This window comes from Edwardsiella anguillarum ET080813 (assembly GCF_000264765.2).
Taxonomy (GTDB): Bacteria; Pseudomonadota; Gammaproteobacteria; order Enterobacterales; family Enterobacteriaceae; genus Edwardsiella; species Edwardsiella anguillarum.
Genome location: NZ_CP006664.1, coordinates 3,831,800 through 3,851,374 on the forward strand (window position 1 = coordinate 3,831,800; position 19,575 = coordinate 3,851,374).

Annotated in this window: 12 protein-coding genes; 6 read left to right on the plus strand and 6 right to left on the minus strand. The window is 62.7% G+C overall.

Annotated features, from left to right (window positions below; all coding sequences use genetic code 11):
• Positions 1-27 precede the first annotated feature (27 nt).
• A complete protein-coding gene (locus ETEE_RS17210) occupies positions 28-360 on the minus strand; it encodes a DMT family transporter (RefSeq protein WP_015461516.1) in 333 nt (110 codons plus the stop codon).
• A gap of 197 nt (positions 361-557) precedes the next feature.
• On the opposite strand from ETEE_RS17210, the gene nifJ reads away from it, so the two are divergent.
• Together nifJ and aegA are read left to right on the plus strand one after the other, a co-directional pair.
• Positions 558-4,088 (plus strand): pyruvate:ferredoxin (flavodoxin) oxidoreductase, encoded by a 3,531-nt coding sequence (gene nifJ, locus ETEE_RS17215; protein ID WP_034163390.1) that lies wholly within the window; start codon positions 558-560, stop codon positions 4,086-4,088.
• 341 nt (positions 4,089-4,429) lie between these two features.
• Complete coding sequence (gene aegA / locus ETEE_RS17220; protein WP_034163389.1) at positions 4,430-6,466, plus strand: formate-dependent uric acid utilization protein AegA; 2,037 nt, start codon at positions 4,430-4,432, stop codon at positions 6,464-6,466.
• Positions 6,467-6,537: 71 nt separating this feature from the next.
• Here the strand turns inward: aegA and ETEE_RS17225 are convergent, their stop codons facing one another.
• A complete protein-coding gene (locus ETEE_RS17225; protein ID WP_034163388.1) occupies positions 6,538-6,849 on the minus strand; it encodes a DoxX family protein in 312 nt (103 codons plus the stop codon).
• A 234-nt stretch (positions 6,850-7,083) separates the two neighbouring features.
• Here ETEE_RS17225 and ttcA point away from each other — a divergent pair, with 234 nt between their 5' ends.
• Positions 7,084-8,019 carry a tRNA 2-thiocytidine(32) synthetase TtcA gene (ttcA, locus tag ETEE_RS17230; RefSeq protein WP_034163387.1) on the plus strand — a complete coding sequence of 312 codons (936 nt, stop codon included), beginning with the start codon at positions 7,084-7,086 and terminating at the stop codon, positions 8,017-8,019.
• A gap of 281 nt (positions 8,020-8,300) precedes the next feature.
• Here ttcA and zntB read toward each other — a convergent pair whose 3' ends face one another.
• From zntB to ydiJ, 3 genes are read right to left on the minus strand one after another with little or no spacing between them, the layout of a single operon-like run.
• Positions 8,301-9,281, minus strand: a complete 981-nt coding sequence (gene zntB / locus ETEE_RS17235; protein WP_034163386.1) for a zinc transporter ZntB — start codon at positions 9,279-9,281, stop codon at positions 8,301-8,303.
• On the minus strand, positions 9,278-9,700 hold the full coding sequence (locus tag ETEE_RS17240; protein ID WP_034163385.1) for a hotdog fold thioesterase: 423 nt from the start codon (positions 9,698-9,700) through the stop codon (positions 9,278-9,280). Before ETEE_RS17240 ends, zntB begins: the two co-directional genes overlap by 4 nt.
• Positions 9,663-12,752, minus strand: a complete 3,090-nt coding sequence (gene ydiJ, locus ETEE_RS17245) for a D-2-hydroxyglutarate dehydrogenase YdiJ (RefSeq protein ID WP_034163384.1) — start codon at positions 12,750-12,752, stop codon at positions 9,663-9,665. The genes ETEE_RS17240 and ydiJ overlap by 38 nt, the downstream gene beginning before the upstream one ends.
• A 303-nt stretch (positions 12,753-13,055) precedes the next feature.
• Between ydiJ and ydiK the strand changes: the two genes are divergently transcribed.
• Complete coding sequence (ydiK, locus tag ETEE_RS17250) at positions 13,056-14,153, plus strand: AI-2E family transporter YdiK (protein WP_034163383.1); 1,098 nt, start codon at positions 13,056-13,058, stop codon at positions 14,151-14,153.
• A 525-nt stretch (positions 14,154-14,678) separates the two neighbouring features.
• Here ydiK and ppsA read toward each other — a convergent pair.
• Positions 14,679-17,054, minus strand: coding sequence for a phosphoenolpyruvate synthase (gene ppsA / locus ETEE_RS17255; protein WP_034163382.1), 2,376 nt, complete (start codon positions 17,052-17,054; stop codon positions 14,679-14,681).
• Between the two features lie 413 nt (positions 17,055-17,467).
• On the opposite strand from ppsA, the gene ppsR reads away from it, so the two are divergent.
• Together ppsR and ETEE_RS17265 are read left to right on the plus strand one after the other, a co-directional pair.
• Positions 17,468-18,289, plus strand: a complete 822-nt coding sequence (gene ppsR / locus ETEE_RS17260) for a posphoenolpyruvate synthetase regulatory kinase/phosphorylase PpsR (protein WP_034163381.1) — start codon at positions 17,468-17,470, stop codon at positions 18,287-18,289.
• 212 nt (positions 18,290-18,501) lie between these two features.
• Entirely contained in the window at positions 18,502-19,548 is a 1,047-nt protein-coding gene (locus ETEE_RS17265) for a 3-deoxy-7-phosphoheptulonate synthase (RefSeq protein ID WP_034163380.1), read from the plus strand.
• Positions 19,549-19,575: the final 27 nt, after the last annotated feature.

The following is a 19,575-nucleotide window of genomic DNA, read 5'->3' on the forward strand; positions in this document are numbered from 1 at the left end:
GCGGGCAGAGCGGTTGCAGAATGTAACTTAATGTGCCGACGTGTGGGAGAATAAATTAATCACCAGCACGCCCCCGACGATCATCGCCATCCCCAGCAGCGCCGCCCAGTCGAGCGCCTGCTGGTACAGCCAGTAGGCGGCCAGCGAGACCAGCACGATGCCCATGCCGGACCAAATCGCATAGGCGACGCCCAGCGGAATGCTCTTCACGACCTGAGAAAGTCCCCAGAAAGCAATGGCATATCCAACCACCACCACCAGGCTCGGGCCGAGTCGGCTGAATCCCTGGGTGGCTTTCAGGGCCGTCGTGGCGATCACCTCGGCGCCGATCGCCATCGCCAGATACAGATATCCGTTCATTTATTCATCCTATTAATATTACCTCTATATGGCGCAATTCTATCCGGCGCCGATGCCGGCGGCAATCCACCCGTGGACACATTCATTCATCACCTGCCGGGACTACCATTTGCCATAAAACTGATAAGACGCTGAAATCGCGTTTGCTAGAATCCTGTTAATAACAACATCGCAATGTGAAGCCAAAGGTAACCTTCATGATCACCATTGACGGTAACAGCGCAGTGGCGTCCGTGGCCTATCGGGCCAGCGAAGTCATTGCCATCTATCCGATAACCCCCAGCTCAGGCATGGCCGAACAGGCCTCCGCCTGGTCCGCCGACGGACGCCGCAACGTCTGGGGCGATATTCCACGCGTCGTGGAGATGCAGTCGGAAGGCGGCGCCATCGCCGCCGTACACGGCGCGCTGCAGACGGGGACGCTGGCCACCAGCTTTACCTCATCCCAGGGGCTGCTGCTGATGATCCCCACCCTGTATAAGCTGGCCGGCGAATTAACCCCCTTCGTTCTGCACGTCGCCGCGCGCACCGTCGCCACCCATGCGCTCTCCATTTTTGGCGACCACTCTGACGTCATGGCGGTGCGCCAGACCGGCTGCGCCATGCTGTGCGCCGCCAGCGTGCAGGAGGCTCAGGATTTCGCCCTGATAGCCCATATCGCCTCCCTCAACAGCCGTCTGCCGTTTATCCACTTCTTCGACGGTTTCCGCACCTCGCACGAAATCAACAAAATCGTGCCGCTGGCCGACGACACGCTGCAGAACCTGCTGCCGGCGCAGGCCATTGCCGCCCACCGCGCCCACGCGCTGACTCCAGAGCACCCGGTGATCCGCGGGACCTCTGCCAACCCGGACACCTATTTTCAGGCCCGGGAGGCCAGCAACCCGTGGTACGACGCCGCCTGTGATCACGTGACCGACGCCATGCAGGCCTTCGCCAACCAGTGCGGACGCCGCTACCAGCCGTTTGAATACGATGGCGATCCTGACGCCACTCGGGTCATCGTAGCGATGGGCTCCGCCTGCGGCACCTGCGCTGAGGTGTGCGACATGCTGCGCGCGCGCGGGGAGAAGGTGGGCGTACTGAAGGTGCGGCTGTACCGTCCCTTCTCCGCCCGCCATCTGCTCGCTGCGCTCCCCCTCTCGGCGCAGCGCATCGCGGTGCTCGACCGTACCAAAGAGCCGGGCGCGCTGGGTGAGCCGCTGTATCTGGACGTCATCGCCGCGCTAGCGCAGGCGGTCAGCAGCGGCGAGCGCGCCGCGCTGCCGCTCACCATCGGCGGGCGCTACGGCCTTTCCAGCAAGGAGTTTGGCCCCGACTGCGCCCTGGCGGTGTTTGAGGCGCTGGAGAGCCCGCGGCCCCGGCCCCGTTTTACCGTCGGCATCAACGACGACGTGACCCACCTCTCCCTGCCGCGCCGGACGGATGTCCACCCGGTGAGCAACCGGCTGGAGGCGCTGTTTTACGGGCTGGGCAGCGACGGCACCGTCTCGGCGGCGAAGAACAACATCAAGATTATCGGTAACAGCACGCCGCTGCATGCCCAGGGCTACTTTGTCTATGACTCCAAAAAGGCCGGCGGCCTGACCGTTTCACACCTGCGAGTGCGGGAGACGCCCATTCACTCCGCCTACCTGGTGGAGCAGGCCGACTTTATCGGCTGCCATCAGTGGCAGTTCATTGAACGCTATCGGATGGTCGAACGCCTGCGCCCGGGGGGGATCTTCCTGCTAAATACCCCCTATGCCGCAGACGAGGTCTGGGCGCGGCTGCCCCAGGAGGTGCAGGCGCTGCTCAACGCACGTCAGGCCAAGCTCTACATCATCAACGCCGCCCGTATCGCCCGCGAGTGTCGGCTCGGCGCCCGCATCAACACCGTCATGCAGATGGCCTTCCTGCACCTCAGCGACCTGATCCCCAACGGCGGCGCCCTGCCGCTGTTGCAGGATGCCATCGCCCGCAGCTATGCCAATAAAGGACAGGAGATCGTCGAGCGCAACTGGCAGGCGCTGGGGGCGGTCGAGGGCGCGCTGCACGCCGTTCCCCTGCGTCCGGTCGACGCCACAAGCCCTCGCCGGCCGCCGATCGTCGCCGACCAGGCGCCGGACTTTGTCAAAACCGTTACCGCCACCATGCTGGCCGGGCTGGGCGACAACCTGCCGGTCTCCGCCTTCCCGCCAGACGGCACCTGGCCCATCGGCACCACCCGCTGGGAGAAGCGCAATATCGCCGAGGCCATTCCCATCTGGCAGCCCGCCCTCTGCACCCAGTGTAACCACTGCGTCGCCGCCTGCCCCCACGCGGCGATCCGCGCCAAGGTGGTCGCGCCGGCGGCGCTGGAGCACGCGCCGGCCACGCTGGAGAGCCTGGAGGTCCGCGCCCGCGATCTGCGCGGCGAGCGCTATGTGCTGCAGGTGGCGCCGGAAGACTGCACCGGCTGCAACCTGTGCGTGACGGTCTGCCCGGCGGCGGATCGTCAGGATCCCAGCGTCAAGGCCATCAATATGCAGCCGCGTCTGGCGCATCTGGCGCGGGAAAAGGCGCATTACGACGCGTTTCTGGCCCTGCCGGAGATCGACCGCCGTCGCCTGGAGCGCATCGACATTCGCACCTCGCAGCTGATTTCGCCGCTGTTTGAATACTCCGGCGCCTGCTCCGGCTGCGGTGAAACCCCCTATATCAAGCTGCTGACCCAGCTGTTCGGCGATCGTATGCTGATCGCGAACGCCACCGGCTGCTCCTCCATCTATGGCGGCAACCTCCCCACCAGCCCCTATACCACCGATGCGCAGGGACGGGGGCCAGCCTGGGCCAACTCGCTGTTTGAGGATAACGCCGAGTTTGGCCTCGGCTTCCGCCTGAGCGCCCAGCAGCACCGTCAGCGGGCGCTGCGCCTGCTCCATGCGCTGGCCGGACAGCTGCCGGCGGCGCTGGTCGCGGCGCTGCAGCAGGCGGAGACGCCCACCGAGACCCGCCGTCAGCAGATAGCGACGCTGCGCACGGCCCTGGCGACGCTCGCCGATCCGCAGGCTCAGGCGCTGGCGCAGACGGCCGATGCCCTGGTAGAGCAATCCATCTGGCTGATCGGCGGCGACGGCTGGGCCTACGATATCGGCTTCGGCGGGCTGGATCATGTGCTGAGCCTGAGCGAAAACGTCAACGTTCTGGTCCTGGATACCCAGTGCTACTCCAATACCGGCGGGCAGCAGTCCAAGGCGACGCCGCTGGCGGCGGTCACCAAGTTTGGCGAGCACGGCAAGCGCAAGGCGCGTAAGGATCTCGGCGTCAGCATGATGATGTATGGCCACGTCTACGTCGCCCAAATCTCGCTGGGCGCCCAGTTGAACCAGACCGTCAAGGCGCTGCAGGAGGCCGAATCCTACCCGGGCCCCTCGCTGGTGATCGCCTACAGCCCCTGTGAGGAGCACGGCTACGATCTGGCCGACAGCCATGAGCAGATGAAGCGCCTGACGGCCAATGGATTCTGGCCGCTGTACCGCTTTGATCCGCGCCGCGGCGCCGAGGGGCAGAACGCCCTGGCCCTGGACTCCCGGCCGCCCAGCGGCGATCTGGCGCAAACGCTGCTGGCCGAACAGCGATTCCGTCGGCTGAGCAGCCTGGCGCCGCAGGAGGCGCAGACGCTATACCGCGAGGCAGAGGAGAACCTGCGTCAGCGTTTCGCCCTGCTCAGCCTGCTGGCGGGGAAAACGCCCCCTGCCGCAGAGTAACCCACCGGCGCTGTTCACCGGGCAGCGCCGCTTTACTTTTCGATTACATTTACAACATCGATTATCACTTTGCGCATAGAAAAACTCACGCCGTGTCACAGTGATAATCGTGATACATAATAAAGAAACATTCAGATTAATTAATTTGCCCTGTTATTTTGATGCAACTCATTATTTCCCCATTTTTAGCGCTTTTTTAATCAATTCATAACAAAAACTGTGATACATTGCGCAGCCGTCAGGTTTCCTTGTCGTTAATAAGGGTTTTCCAGTCATTTGTGCACGCGATGTGCATATATCCCAAACATGTTGTCTCCTTTTCGTCTTTGGGTGAGGTCGTTATGAATCGTTTTGTCATTGCCGATGCCAACAACTGCATCGGTTGCCGTAGCTGTGAAGTCGCCTGCGTAATGGCCCACAACCACGGTGAGCATGTTCTCACGGCGGCGCAGTTTCAGCCGCGCATCCACGTAATCCGCCGCGGCGATCGCCGTACCGCGCTGCTGTGCCGTCACTGCGAAGATGCGCCCTGTGCCAACGTCTGCCCCAATGGCGCCATTGAAAAATATAACGACAGCATCCAGGTCAGGCAGGAGAAGTGCATCGGCTGCAAAACCTGCGTCGTCGCCTGCCCGTTTGGCGCCATCGAGGTCATTACCCAGTCCGATCCGCGCAGCAACCATCCTGACAGCGTGCGCGCCAACGCCCATAAGTGCGACCTGTGCGACGAGGTGGCCGATGGCCCCTCCTGCGTTGCCGCCTGTCCCAGCAATGCCCTGCGGCTGATCAGCGAAGTCTCCCTGACCCAGCTGCGGCAGCAGCGTCAGCTGCGCGCCGTGTTCAACGAGCAGGCCGGACGGATGTTTAACGGCAGCGCGGCGGCCGATGCCCGCGGCGCCGCGATCGGCGGCAGCGGCGGTAGCAAGGTGGCGCAGATGCGTCAGACCCCGCCGCGCCAGGATCCGGTCAAGATCGCGCTGGCGATCCGTAAGACCCGCTTCGACGAAATCTACCCGACCTTTGACCGCCCACAGGCGCAGGCGCAGAGCGAACGATGCCTGGCCTGCGGCACCCACAGCGTCTGCGAGTGGACCTGCCCGCTGCATAACCATATTCCGCACTGGATCCGTCTAGTCAAAGAGGGGCGGATCCTCGAGGCCGTCGAACTCTCCCACCAAACCAACTGCCTGCCGGAGGTGACCGGCCGCGTCTGCCCGCAGGATCGCCTGTGCGAGGGCGCCTGTACGCTGGGGAAAGAGTTCGGCGCCATGACCATCGGCAACATTGAACGCTACATCAGCGACAGCGCTTTCGCCCTGGGCTGGCGCCCCGACCTCTCCTATGTCAAGCCGGTCAACCGCCGTGTCGCCATCATCGGCGCAGGCCCCGCCGGACTGGGCTGCGCCGATATTCTCGCCCGTAACGGCATTCAGGCGGTGGTGTTCGATCGCCATCCGGAAATCGGCGGCCTGCTCACCTTCGGCATTCCGGCGTTTAAGCTGGATAAAGCGATCCTGGCGCGACGCCGGGAGATCTTCAGCGATATGGGCATCGAGTTCCGCCTGAACACGGAGGTGGGACGTGATGTCACCCTGGCGCAGCTGCTGTCCGACTTTGACGCCGTGTTCGTCGGCGCCGGCACCTATACCTCCATGCAGGCGGGGATAGAAAACGAGCAGGCACCGGGAGTCTATGATGCCCTGCCGTTCCTGATCGCCAATACCAAACAGGTGATGGGGCTGCCGCACAGCGATGAGGCGCCCTATATCAGCATGGAAGGTAAGCAGGTGGTGGTGCTGGGGGGCGGCGATACCGCCATGGACTGCGTACGCACCTCCATCCGTCAGGGCGCCACCCGGGTAACCTGCGCCTATCGCCGCGACGAGGCCAATATGCCCGGTTCGAAGAAAGAGGTGAAAAACGCGCGTGAAGAGGGCGTCGAGTTCGAGTTTAACGTGCAGCCCCTCTCCATCGCCGTCGACGAGCAGGGCAAGGTCTGCGGGATCCACATGCTGCGCACCGCGCTGGGCGAACCGGACGCCGCCGGGCGCCGCCGTCCCAAGCCTATCCCCGGCTCCGAGTTTCTCATGCCGGCCGATGCGGTGGTGATCGCCTTTGGCTTCACCCCGCACGCCATGCCATGGCTGGAAGCGCAGGGGGTAAAAGTTGACCGTGCCGGGCGTATCATCGCCCGCGTAGACAGCGAGATCCCCTATCAGACCAGCCATCCGCAGATCTTCGCCGGCGGGGATGCGGTACGCGGCGCCGACCTGGTGGTCACCGCCATCGCCGAAGGGCGTCACGCCGCTGCCGGCATGATGCGCTACTTTGGCGTTGAGGCACAGCGTCCGCATATCCGCGTGCAGGATATCGCCTGATCGGCGGGCACGACCGCCTTTTCACGCAGAGGGGCGCGCGTCGAACGCGTCCCCCTGTCCCTCATCGCGACTCAGCGCCGGATGCGCACCAGCAGTCCGGCGGCCAGGATCAGGGCCAGCAGCAGCATTCCCCACTCGCCAAAGCGCAGATGGGTCTGCAGGGCGCCCAGCATCAGCAGCAGCAGTCCTCCCGCCGCCCAGCGCCGTAGGCGGCTCAGCAGCCCCAGCGCCCCCAGGGTTTCGGCCGCGCCGACCGCATACATAAACCACAGCGGGTATCCCCAGCGGGCAAACGCCGCCTGCTCAAACGCCAGCCCTGCCAGCTTCGCCACGCCGGAGGCCAGAAAAATAATCAGCAGTCCCCACGTCAGAATCCGTTGCATGTCTCCTCCTCCCCGTCGCCCAGTTTTGTATTGAATATTACAAAATACAACAACGGCCGCGACGATGCAACGTCTGTCGTCCCTGAGGCGCCGCCGCCGCATAATTCCTGCTGGCATTCGCCGCCGTAATCCGTACCATACACGCCACGCCGTCCACGATGACAGCCCCCGATGATTGCGCCGTCGCCCGACGCGCCGCCGCAACCCTTTTGTCTATGCCGGGTAACAGAAACGATGTCAGTGAATCAAGAGATCAGCAAAAAAGAACAGTACAACCTGAACAAGCTGCAGAAGCGCCTGCGCCGCTGCGTCGGTGAAGCCATCGCCGACTTCAATATGATTGAAGAGGGCGATCGGGTGATGGTTTGCCTGTCCGGCGGCAAAGACAGCTATACCATGCTGGAGATCCTGCGCAACCTGCAACAGAGCGCACCGGTGAGCTTTACCCTGGTCGCGGTCAACCTCGACCAGAAACAGCCCGGCTTCCCGGAGACCGTCCTGCCGGCCTACCTGGAGACCCAGGGCATCGAATACCGCATCGTCGAAGAGAACACCTACGGCATCGTCAAAGAGAAAATTCCGGAGGGTAAAACCACCTGCTCTCTGTGTTCACGCCTGCGCCGCGGCATTCTCTACCGCACCGCCAACGAGCTGCGCTGCAATAAGATCGCGCTGGGCCACCACCGTGACGACATGCTGGAGACCCTATTTCTCAACATGTTCTACGGCGGCAAGCTCAAAGGGATGCCGCCCAAGCTGATGAGCGATGACGGCCAGCATATCGTGATCCGCCCGCTCGCCTACTGCCGCGAAAAGGACATTGAGCGCTTCGCCGCCGCCAAGGCTTTCCCGATCATTCCGTGTAACCTGTGCGGCTCCCAGCCGAACCTGCAGCGCCAGGTGATCAAAGAGATGCTGCGCGACTGGGACAAGCGCTATCCGGGGCGCATCGAAACCATGTTCAGTGCCATGCAGAACGTGGTGCCGTCGCATCTGGCGGACGGCACCCTGTTTGACTTTAAGGGGCTGCAGCAGGGCGGTGAGATCATCGACGGCGGCGATCTGGCCTTCGATCGCCAGACAATTCCGCTGCAGCCGGTCGGCCTGAGCGACGACGACGATCGGCCGCAAACGGACAGCATGCGCCTGGACGTCGTCGAGGTGAAGTGACCTTCCCGGCGGGACATCTGGGCATCCCGCCGCGTTCAGAAATAAAAAAATGCCGGTAATCACCGGCATATGACGAATTAAATTGTGCTATGCAATAATTCAAAATTAGGAAGTAAGACAATATGGAGCGCAACGCCCATCGCTTGACGTTGCATTCACCTGCGAAATGAAGTTTGCCCTACCTACTTCGAGTGAAGTTTGATATTGCTCAATTTCCTTCGGTCTTTTCCCCGCCCGCCGCGTGAACTTTGACACGCCACAAAGATTGCCCGCGCGATAGGTTACAACCATTTACTGCGTTTTAACCCAATAACAACGCAAAATGCCAAAATCAGCAGCAATAGGCAAAACAGCACGAACGCCAGCGGCGATTCGCTGCCGGGGATCCCCCCCAGGTTGACGCCGAACAGGCCGGTCAGAAAGGTCGCAGGCAGAAACAGCATCGCCAGCAGTGACATGGTATAGGTGCGGCGGTTCAGCGCGTCGGCCACCTGCGATGCGATCTCATCCGCCAACAGCGCGGTACGGGCGATACAGCTATCCAAATCCTCCAGACCGCGGCCGAGGCGATCGGCGATATCCTGTAGCCGGCGCCGATCGTCATCACCCAGCCAGCCCAGCCGCTCGCAGGCCAATCGCGCCAGCACATCGCGCTGCGGCGCCAGGTAACGACGCATCACGATCAGCTGCTTACGCAGCATCGCCAGCTCGCCGCGGGGAGGAAACTGCTGATCCAGCAGCCGATCCTCCATATCGATGATGCAGTCATGGCGCGCGTCGATGGCGTCGCTGAGCTGATCCACCAGCGCATCGGCGATCGCAACCAGCAGCCCCGCGCTGTTCACGGCGCCGCTGCCCCCCTGTAAATCCTCCACCACCGGCGCCAGCGCCGCGCTGTCGCGATGCGCAGAGGTGAGGATCAGCGTGCCGGTCACATACATGCGCAGCACCACCCACGGATCCGGGTGCGTATCGGCCGCCGGATCGAGATGGAGACTGCGCAGGGTGATCATAACCCCCTCCCCCTGGCGCGTCAGCCGGGGGCGCAGGCTCTCCCCGGACAGGCTTTGGCGCAGCGGATCCGGCAGCAGCGACGTGGTCGCCAGCCAGTTGCGGATCGGCGCCTCACGGTAGTCCAGGTGTAGCCAGGCCGGCTGCGCCAGCGAGGCCTGCGCCTGGACGGTCAGCGCCCGACAGCCGCCCTGACCGTCCAGCTGCAGAGCATATATCGCCTGCCCCAGCGGCAGATCCTCGCCCATCATTGGCGCTTCTCCAGCAGCGCGGTGGTCAGGCGCGAGGTACAGCACAGATGACCGCGATCGTCGCGGATATCGATCTGCCACACCTGATGACGGCGCCCTAGGTGCAGCGCCCGGCATACGCCGTGCACCGTACCGCTGCGCACGGCGCGCAGATGGTTGGCATTGATCTCCAGCCCCACCACCTGCTGACTGCCCTCGCTGCACAGGTAGCCCGCCAGCGAACCCAGCGTTTCCGCCAGCACCGCCGATGCGCCGCCGTGCAGCAGGCCAAAGGGCTGGCGGGTACGCTGATCCACCGGCATACTGCCCTCCAGCGTATCTTCCCCCATCCGGGTGATCTCAATGCCCAGATGGCCGACCATGCACGCCTCCCCGACCTGATTAAGCTGCTCCAGGGTTATCGCGCGTTTCCAAATCATCACATATCTCCAGTAAAGCCTGAACCGGATGGCGCAGCGCCACCCCCTGCTGGCGTAGTACCTGACTGCGGCAAGAGTAGCCCGTCGCCAGACAGCGCGCCGGCGGCAGCGCAGCCAGCGCGGGCTGCCACGACAGCGCATAGATGCCGCGCGACGCCGCCTGGTTGGCCACCTCATGGCCATAGGTTCCCGCCATGCCGCAGCAGCCTACGCTGACATTCTGTAGGCGGGCGCCCAGATGGGCAAATACCTGCTGCCACTGCGCCACGCTGGCCGGCTCGGCACAGGTTTCGGTACAGTGGCCGAACAGATACCATGTCTCGTCAACCGCGGGCCCGAGCCGCTCGGCGGACGGCAGCGCCTGCGCCAGCCACTCCTGAATCAACTGTACCTGAAACTCGCCGCGCTGCTCACCCAGAATAGTTTTATATTCATCGCGATAGCATAACACCATTGCCGGATCGACGCCCACCAGCGGGATCCCCAGCCGGGCGACCCGGTTGAGAAACTCGGCGCCGCTGCGCGCCGTACGGGCGAAACGGCGCAGGAATCCCTTGATATGCTGCGCCTTGCCGTTGGGAACAAAGGGCAGCAGCTGGGCCCGCAGGCCCAACCGATCGCACAGTCGGATCAGCGCCTCGACGACCCGCGCGTCGTAGTAGCTGGTAAAGGGGTCCTGCACGATAAGCACCCTGCGCGCGCGCGCCGCGGCATCCAGCCCCTCCAGCGACTCCAGAGAGTCCAGCAGCGCCGGATGGCCGGCCAACGCGTGGCGCAGGGTCGGCGCTGAGAGCTGCGGGAGATCGGTCATTCCGACACAGCGTTCGCTCAGGCGTCCCAGCAGCGGCTGACGCAGGAAAAAGTTAAAGACCCGCGGCGCCCTCGCCATCCACGGCGTATAGCGCTCCACACCGGCCACCAGATGGTCGCGCAGCGGGCGCAGATAGCGCGTGTGGTACAGCTGCAGAAAGCGGGCGCGAAACGCCGGCACATCGATCTTGATCGGGCATTGACTGGAGCAGGCCTTACAGGAGAGACAGCCGTCCATCGCCGCCTTGACCTCATGCGAGAAGTCATACTCACCCGCGCGGGCGCGCCAGCCGCGACGCGTTTTGGCGATCAGCGCGCGCAGCGACGCCAGCGTGCCCAGACGCTGCTCCAGCGCCAGGGGATCGACGCCCTGCTCCGCCAGCAGGCGCAGCCATTCGCGCATCAGCGCCGCCCGGCCTTTCGGCGAGTGAAGACGATCGCCGCTCACCTTCAGCGAGGGGCACATCGGGCTGCGCCGATCAAAGTTAAAGCACAGGCCGTTACCGTTACACTCCAGCGCCCCGCGAAACGCGCCGCGCACCGCCGCCGGAATCTGCCTGTCGAAGGTGCCGCGCTTCACCGCATCCACCTGCTTCATCGGCGCATCGCAGCCCAGCGGCGGGCAGATCTTTCCGGGGTTCATCCGGTTATCCGCGTCAAACAGGCTCTTGATACGGCGCAGCTCGTGATACAGCGCCGCGCCAAAGAAGGCCGGGCTGTACTGGGCGCGAAACCCCTTGCCGTGCTCCCCCCACAGCAGGCCGCCATATTTGGCCGTCAGCGCCACCACCCGATCGGAGATCTCGCTGACCAACGCCTCATGACGCGGGTCACACATGTCCAGCGCCGGCCGCACGTGCAGCACGCCGGCGTCCACGTGGCCAAACATGCCATAGCTCAGCTGATATTGATCCAGAATGGTGCGAAACTCGGCGATATAGTCCGCCAGATAGGGCGGAGGCACGCAGGTATCCTCGACAAACGGGATCGGTTTGGCCGCCCCCTGGGCGTTACCCAGTAGGCCGACCGCCCGCTTGCGCATGCCGTAGATCCGTTCGATATCGGCCTCATCGCTGCACAGACGGTAGCCGATCACGCCGCCTTCGCCCGCGTCCGCCATCGCCTCCAGCCGTTGACACAGCGCCGTCACCTGGGCGGCAATGGCGCGCGCATCATCACCGGCAAACTCGACGATGTTCAGCCCCTGCAGCGGACGATCGGCGCGATCGTCGATCAGATCGCGCACGCCGTGCCAGATGATGTCGCGACGCGCCAGCGCCAGCACCTGAGAGTCAATCGTCTCGACCGACAGCGCGTTGGCCTCCAGCATCAGCGGCGCGTTGCGCAGCGCCGCATCGAAGCTGTCATACGTCACGTTGACCAGACGGCGCACCTGCGGCAGCGGAATGATGCGCAGACGCGCCTCGGTCACCAAGGCCAGGGTTCCCTCCGAGCCGGCCAGCAGCCGCGACAGATCGACGCGCTGCAGATCGTCGCTGAGAACGTGGCGCAGATCGTAGCCGGTCAGGAAGCGGCTAAGCGGCGGAAACGCGGCGACGATGGCCTCGCGCTGCCCCAGGCAGACCTCCAGCACCCCGCGGTAGATTTCGCCGATCCGATCGCCCTGGCGGGCCAGGGTCTGGGCCAGCCGAATCGGCAGCGGCGCGGTATCCAGAATATCGCCGCCCAGTAGCACGCTCCGCAGCCCCAGAATATAGTCGGAGGTTTTACCGTACACCCGAGAGCCCTGACCGCAGGCGTCCGTATTGATCATCCCCCCCAGGGTTGCGCGATTGCTGGTGGAGAGCTCCGGCGCAAAGAAGTAGCCGTGGGGTTTGAGCAGGGCATTCAGCTGATCCTTGACGACGCCCGCCTCGACCCGCACCCACCCCTCCTGCAGATTTATCTCCAGAATGCGCTGCATATGGCGCGACATATCCACCACGATGCCCCCGTTTAGCGCCTGGCCATTGGTACCGGTGCCCCCGCCGCGCGCCGTGAGGCTCAGGTGGCGGAACGCCGCCTCCTGGGCCAGGCGGGCGATCGCCACCACGTCCGCCGTAGAGCGCGGAAACAGAATGGCGTCCGGCAGCAGCTGATAGATGCTGTTGTCCGTCGCCATGGTCAGACGCGCCCCATAGCGCGTATCGCACTCGCCGTTAAAACCGTTTTGCTTCAGGGTCTGAATAAACGCCGTAACCGCCGGGTCAAACCCCGTCGATGGCGAAAGCCGAGGGATCATGCGCATAAATCCTGTCCATAGTGTGTGCTCCGCGGGCTCACAGGCCCGCCCCCTGCCATACGCCGCGCCGAGTATCGCGACTGGCCGATGCGACGCCCCAGTCGCGCGGCCGCGCCCCGCCGTGCGGTAGCCATGCCTGAATTCAACCGGTTACTCCTCACGCTATCACAAAACAGCAGGCGGTGAAATTTTCTACGCCGCGCGCACGCCGCTAAAGATCTGCATGCAGGAGCTGGGTTTTCCCACTATCCTGAGTCATCATAAGCGCCGCGCACGCCGCCGCGCACAATTGAGATGGAGACTATGGATAAGCCACTACCGAAGTATGATTTGGCCCGGATTATTTTTGGGTCGCTGTTTATTGCCCTGCTGATCATCTCCTGTCTGTGGGTGGTTCAGCCGTTTATTCTGGGCTTTACCTGGGCCAGCATGGTGGTGATTGCGACCTGGCCGGTGCTGATTTGGCTGCAAAATCACCTGTGGGGCAAGCGCTGGATCGCAGTCGTGCTGATGACGCTGCTGCTTCTGCTGCTGTTTGTACTGCCCATCGGCATGGTGATTACCAGCCTGATCGGCAACGCAGGCCCGATCCTTGACTGGGCAGCCAATGCCCGCAGCTGGCAGATGCCGCAGCTGGAGTGGCTGCAGACGCTGCCGCTGATCGGAGCCAAGCTGTATGCCAGCTGGCAGGGGCTGATGAACGAAGGGGTTCTGGTCACCAAGATCCAGCCCTATATCGGCCAAGGGATCACCTGGTTTATTACCCAGGCGGCCCATGTCGGCGGCTTCTTCCTACACTGCTCTCTGATGCTGTTGTTCAGCGCCCTGCTGTATAGCCGGGGCGAGGAGGTCGCCTTTGGCATCCGCCGCTTCGCTATCCGCCTGGCCGCCGACCGCGGCGACGCGGCGGTGATCCTGGGCGGTCAGGCCATTCGCGCCGTCGCGCTGGGCGTCGTCGTCACCGCGCTGGCCCAGTCGCTGCTGGCGGGCATCGGGCTGGCGATCAGCGGCATCCACTATGCCGTCCTGTTGACGGTGGTGATGTTTATCTGCTGCCTGGCCCAGCTGGGCCCGCTGCTGGTGCTGATCCCGGCCGTCGCCTGGCTGTACTGGAGCGGTGATAACACCTGGGCAACGGTGCTGCTGGTATGGAGCGGCGTAGTCGGCACCATGGATAACGTGCTGCGTCCGGCGCTGATCCGCCTGGGCGCCGATCTGCCGATGCTACTGGTGCTCTCCGGCGTTATCGGCGGCCTGCTGGCCTTTGGCATGATCGGCCTGTTTATCGGCCCCGTCGTGCTGGCGGTCTCTTATCGTCTGGTTTCCGTCTGGATCAGCGAGGCGCCGGCGCCGCTGAGAGATGCCCGCCAGGTCAGCGAGGCGTTAGATAAACGGCAGTAAGATAATGGGCGGCGTCTGCCCCGGGAGACGCCGCCTAAAATGCGGCAGGTCCTCTGCGCTCGCGCGATTAAAATAGCCAACATGAATCCCATCGGGTATTTATTCAACAGCCTGCGGTTTTATTTAAGTAATGAAACGAAAATCGCTGTACATATTCCTTTCCTCCCGTTGCCCAGTGAAATTTCTGTATTCTCCATTTTTTATAGATTAGCTATCGTCATAGTAATAAATTAGATATATAATCCAGCCCTGTAATGTCTTCAGCGCGGTGTCAATAAGAATCACTCCCAAAACCGTCTGATTCCCCCGGATCCAGAAATGTGCATCGGTGCCAGCGCGGGCCTGCGGATTTCTCTCCCTATTGCTGTGTGTAGTCTTTGCCCATCGCTTTGATGGGCTTTTTTTTTATCCGCCATGTTTCAAATGGTAACCGATCATTTATTTGTATCGCGGCGAGAAGAAATAAAAGCGCTAGAAAAAACGGCCGCATCGCAGCGACCGTTTAGCCTGTGGCCAAAATAACGCTTATTTTTCTGCCAGATTAATCCAGGTCTGTACCACCGTATCCGGATTCAGCGACAGGCTGTCAATTCCCTGCTCCATTAACCAGCGGGCAAAGTCCTCATGATCCGAGGGGCCCTGACCGCAGATCCCTACATATTTCCCCTGCGCCTTGGCGCTGCGGATAGCCATCGACAACAGCGCCTTCACCGCCGCGTTGCGCTCGTCAAACAGCGCAGAGACCACCCCAGAGTCACGATCCAGTCCCAGGGTGAGCTGCGTCATATCGTTAGAGCCGATGGAGAAGCCGTCGAAATGGGCCAGGAAATCGTCGGCCAGCAACGCATTGGAGGGGATCTCGCACATCATGATCACCTTCAGGCCGTTTTCACCGCGGCGCAGCCCCTCTTTCGCCAGCTGGGAGACCACCGCCTGCGCCTGCTCCACCGTGCGGACGAAGGGGATCATCACCTCGACGTTGGTCAGCCCCATCGTATTGCGCACCCGCTTAATGGCGTCGCACTCCAGGGCGAAGCAAGGGGCAAAGCTCTCCGCCACATAGCGACCGGCGCCGCGGAACCCCAGCATCGGGTTCTCCTCATGGGGCTCATAGCGCTCACCGCCGATCAGATTGGCATACTCATTCGACTTAAAGTCTGACAGGCGGACGATCACCCGCTTGGGCCAGAATGCCGCCGCCAGCGTCGCGATGCCCTCGGTCAGGCGGCTGACGTAGAACTCCACCGGATCGTCAAACCCCTGCATCATCTGACGGATCTCCGCCTGTACCGCCGCATCCTGGCGATCGAACTCCAGCGCCGCGCGCGGATGCACGCCGATCATCCGGTTAATGATGAACTCCAGGCGCGCCAGCCCCACGCCATCGTTGGGCAGGCGGGCGAAGTCAAAGGCGCGGTCCGGGTTGCCGACGTTCATCATGATCTTCAGGGGAAGCGTGGGCATCTGCTCGACCTGCGAACTCTGCACGCTGAAGTCGATCTGCCCGCGGTAAACATAGCCGGTATCCCCCTCGGCGCAGGACACCGTCACCGCCGTCCCCGGCCGCAGGCGCTCGGTGGCATCGCCGCAGCCGACGACCGCCGGGATCCCCAGCTCACGCGCGATAATCGCCGCATGGCAGGTGCGTCCGCCGCGGTTGGTGACGATCGCCGAGGCCCGCTTCATGATCGGCTCCCAGTCCGGATCGGTCATGTCCGTCACCAGCACATCGCCCGCCTGGATCAGGTGCATCTCGCTGATGCGGGTAATCACCTTCACCGGCCCGGCGCCGATGCGATGGCCGATGGCGCGCCCCTCCACCAGCACCTCGCCGCGCTGGCTCAGCTGATAGCGCTCCATCACCTGCTCGTTGGCCCGCACGGTCTCCGGACGGGCCTGAACGATGTACAGCTTGCCGCTGTGCCCATCCTTGGCCCACTCGATGTCCATCGGACGGCCATAGTGCTGTTCGATCAGTAGCGCCTGCCGGGCCAGCTGCTGGATCTCCCCGTCGCTCAGGCTAAAGCGCCCGCTCTGCGCCGCGGGGACATCCTCAATGCGCACCTGCTTTCCGTGCTCCTGACTGTCGGCATACACCATGCGGATCTTCTTCGAGCCCAGCGTGCGGCGCACGATGGCGGGCCGCCCCGCCTGCAGGGTCGGTTTGTGCACGTAAAACTCATCGGGGTTTACCGCCCCCTGCACCACCATTTCGCCCAGCCCATAGGCCGAGGTGATAAAGACCACCTGATCGAATCCCGACTCGGTATCCAGAGTAAACATCACCCCGGAGGCCGCCAGATCGGAGCGCACCATCAGCTGCACCCCGGCAGAGAGCGCCACGCCGCGGTGGTCATAGCCCTGGTGTACCCGGTACGAAATGGCGCGATCGTTAAACAGCGAGGCGAAGACATGCTTCACCGCCGTCATCACCGCATCGATGCCCTGTACGTTGAGAAAGGTCTCCTGCTGCCCGGCAAACGAGGCATCGGGCATATCCTCCGCCGTCGCCGAGGAGCGCACGGCGAAGGAGGCATTGGCGTTGTCCGCGGCCAAGGTGGCATAGGCGCTGCGAATCTCCGCCTCCAGCGTCGCCGGAAACGGGGTTTCGATCACCCAGCGGCGGATCTGCGCTCCCGCCCGCGCCAGTGCGTCTACGTCATCGATGTCCGTCTGATCCAACAGCGCATAGATCCGCTGGTTGACGCCGCTCTGTTCCAGAAAATCATTAAACGCCTGCGCCGTTGTGGCAAAGCCATTCGGCACCGACACGCCCAGCTCAGACAGGTTGGTTATCATCTCTCCCAGAGAGGCATTTTTACCGCCGACCCTCTCGACATCGTGCATCCCGAGCTGGTTGTACCACACCACATTCTGTAATTGCGCGCCATTACTAGACATCGAAGCAATCCTTTTATTTCAAAGCATGGGTTTCGGAGACAAGACACCGCCAACGCGGCATAATCAGACTAACACAATGTCGGCACAGACCAAGATAGGTGAATCGTTACACCTAGCGTAGAATTTGCCTTCAATGGAAAAAACGCACTTTTTTACTTGGATGTGCTGAAATACGTCAGCCATTATTCCCCCCGTCACGCCCATGCTGAAGCACGCCGCGCGCGATCGTCAGCGTATCGACCGGCAGTGCGGGGCACAGTGGCGGCAGAATGGCTACAGCATATTGAAAGCAAAGACTTTCCTGACCAGTCTTCAATTAACTGTAGTCTTAAAAATACATTCGTGCTATTTATCAGCCGGGCAGCGACATACCGCGGTCGCGGTGGTCCAGCCCCCATCAACAGGAGGAGAGCATGAAGAGAAGCGTGTTCTATATTTCCGACGGAACGGCCATTACCGCAGAGGTGCTAGGGCACGCCGTGCTGTCGCAGTTCGCGTTGGACGCCACCAGCTATACCCTGCCCTTTGTCGAAACCGAAGAGCGGGCAGAGGCCGTACGGCAGCAAATCAACGCCATCTACCAGCGCAGCGGCGATCGCCCGCTGGTGTTTTACTCTATCGTCTCGCCGCGCATCCGCACGATTATCGAAAGCAGCGAGGGCTTCTGCCAGGACATCGTCCGTGCGCTGGTGTCGCCGCTGCAGGCGGAGCTGGGTATCCAGCCGGTGCACGTTGCCAACCTGACCCATGGTCTAACGGCCCATAATCTGAACCGCTACGATGCGCGTATCGCCGCGGTTGATTACACCCTAGCCCACGACGACGGTATCTCGCTGCGCAACCTGGAGCGCGCCCAGGTGATTCTGCTGGGCGTCTCACGCTGCGGCAAGACCCCCACCAGCCTGTATCTGGCGATGCAGTTTGGCATCTTTGCCGCCAATTATCCGTTCACCGCCGACGACATGGACAACCTGCAGCTGCCCCCCGCGCTGCGCGAACACCAGGACAAGCTGTTTGGCCTGACGATCAACCCCGAGCGGCTGACGGCGATCCGTGAGGGACGCCGGGAAAACAGCCGCTACGCGTCCCTGCGCCAGTGCCGTCTGGAGCTGGGTGAGGTCGAGGCGCTCTACCGCAAGCACCAGATCCGCTACCTCAATACCACCAACCACTCCGTCGAAGAGATCGCCGCCAAAATCATCGATACCCTGGGGCTCAATCGCCGCATGTATTGAGATGGCGCCTGCCCCTGCCGCCGCATCCATGCGTCGCGGGGCGGGCAAAAAAGGCGCTTATTGTGCGACCTGACGCATGTACTAGTAAGAAAGTACATCAACTGCTCACAAAAGCAGCGCCGCTCTATTGATTTGTCCGGTAATTGCTTTATCGTGATCCCCATCACTTCCCGGTACTCCTGCCGTTGAGAAGACCAGCTTTAGAGACAGCCATGCACAAAACCGATGAACTGCGTACTGCGCGCATCGATACACTGATTTCGCCCGCAGAACTGGCGCAGCAACTGCCTATCGATCCGTCGGTGGCAGAACACGTGACAACGTCACGAAAACGAATTGAACGCATCCTTCAGGGCGATGATCCCCGCCTGCTGGTCATCATTGGTCCCTGCTCCATCCACGATACGGCAGCGGCGCTGGATTACGCCCAGCGCCTGGCCCCCCTGTGCCAGCGCTATCGGGATCGTCTGGAGATCGTGATGCGCACCTATTTTGAGAAGCCGCGCACCGTTATCGGCTGGAAGGGGCTAATCTCCGACCCGGATCTGAACGGCGCCTGCCGCGTCAACCACGGCATCCGTCTGGCCCGTGAGCTGCTGCTGCGGGTCAATCAGCTGGGAGTGCCCACCGCGACAGAATTTTTAGATATGGTGACCGGGCAATATATTGCCGACCTGATCAGCTGGGGCGCCATCGGCGCGCGTACCACGGAGAGCCAGATCCACCGCGAGATGGCCTCGGCGCTCTCCTGTCCAGTCGGTTTTAAAAACGGCACCGACGGCAGCACCCGCATCGCCATCGACGCCATCCGCGCCGCCCGCGCCAGCCATATGTTCCTGTCGCCGGATAAGGATGGCCGGATGACCATCTACCAGACCAGCGGCAACCCGTTTGGCCATATCATCATGCGCGGCGGCAAGGTGCCCAACTACCATCCGGCCGACGTGGAGCAGACCTGCCAGCAGCTGCGCCAGTTCGATCTACCGCCCTACCTGATCGTCGACGCCAGCCACGGCAACAGCCAGAAACAGCACCGCAGGCAGCTTAACGTCGCCGAGGCGGTCGCCGGCCAGATCCGCGCCGGTTCCCGCAGTATTGTCGGGATCATGGCGGAGAGCTTCATCGCCGAAGGGGCGCAGAAAAATCTGCCCGGACAGGCGCTGATCTACGGGCAGTCGATCACCGACCCCTGCCTGGGCTGGGAGGACAGCGAACGGCTGCTGGCCCAGCTGGCCGATGCGGCCGGCAGCCGCCTCTGAGCACGAACGGGACGCCCGCCCGCGGCG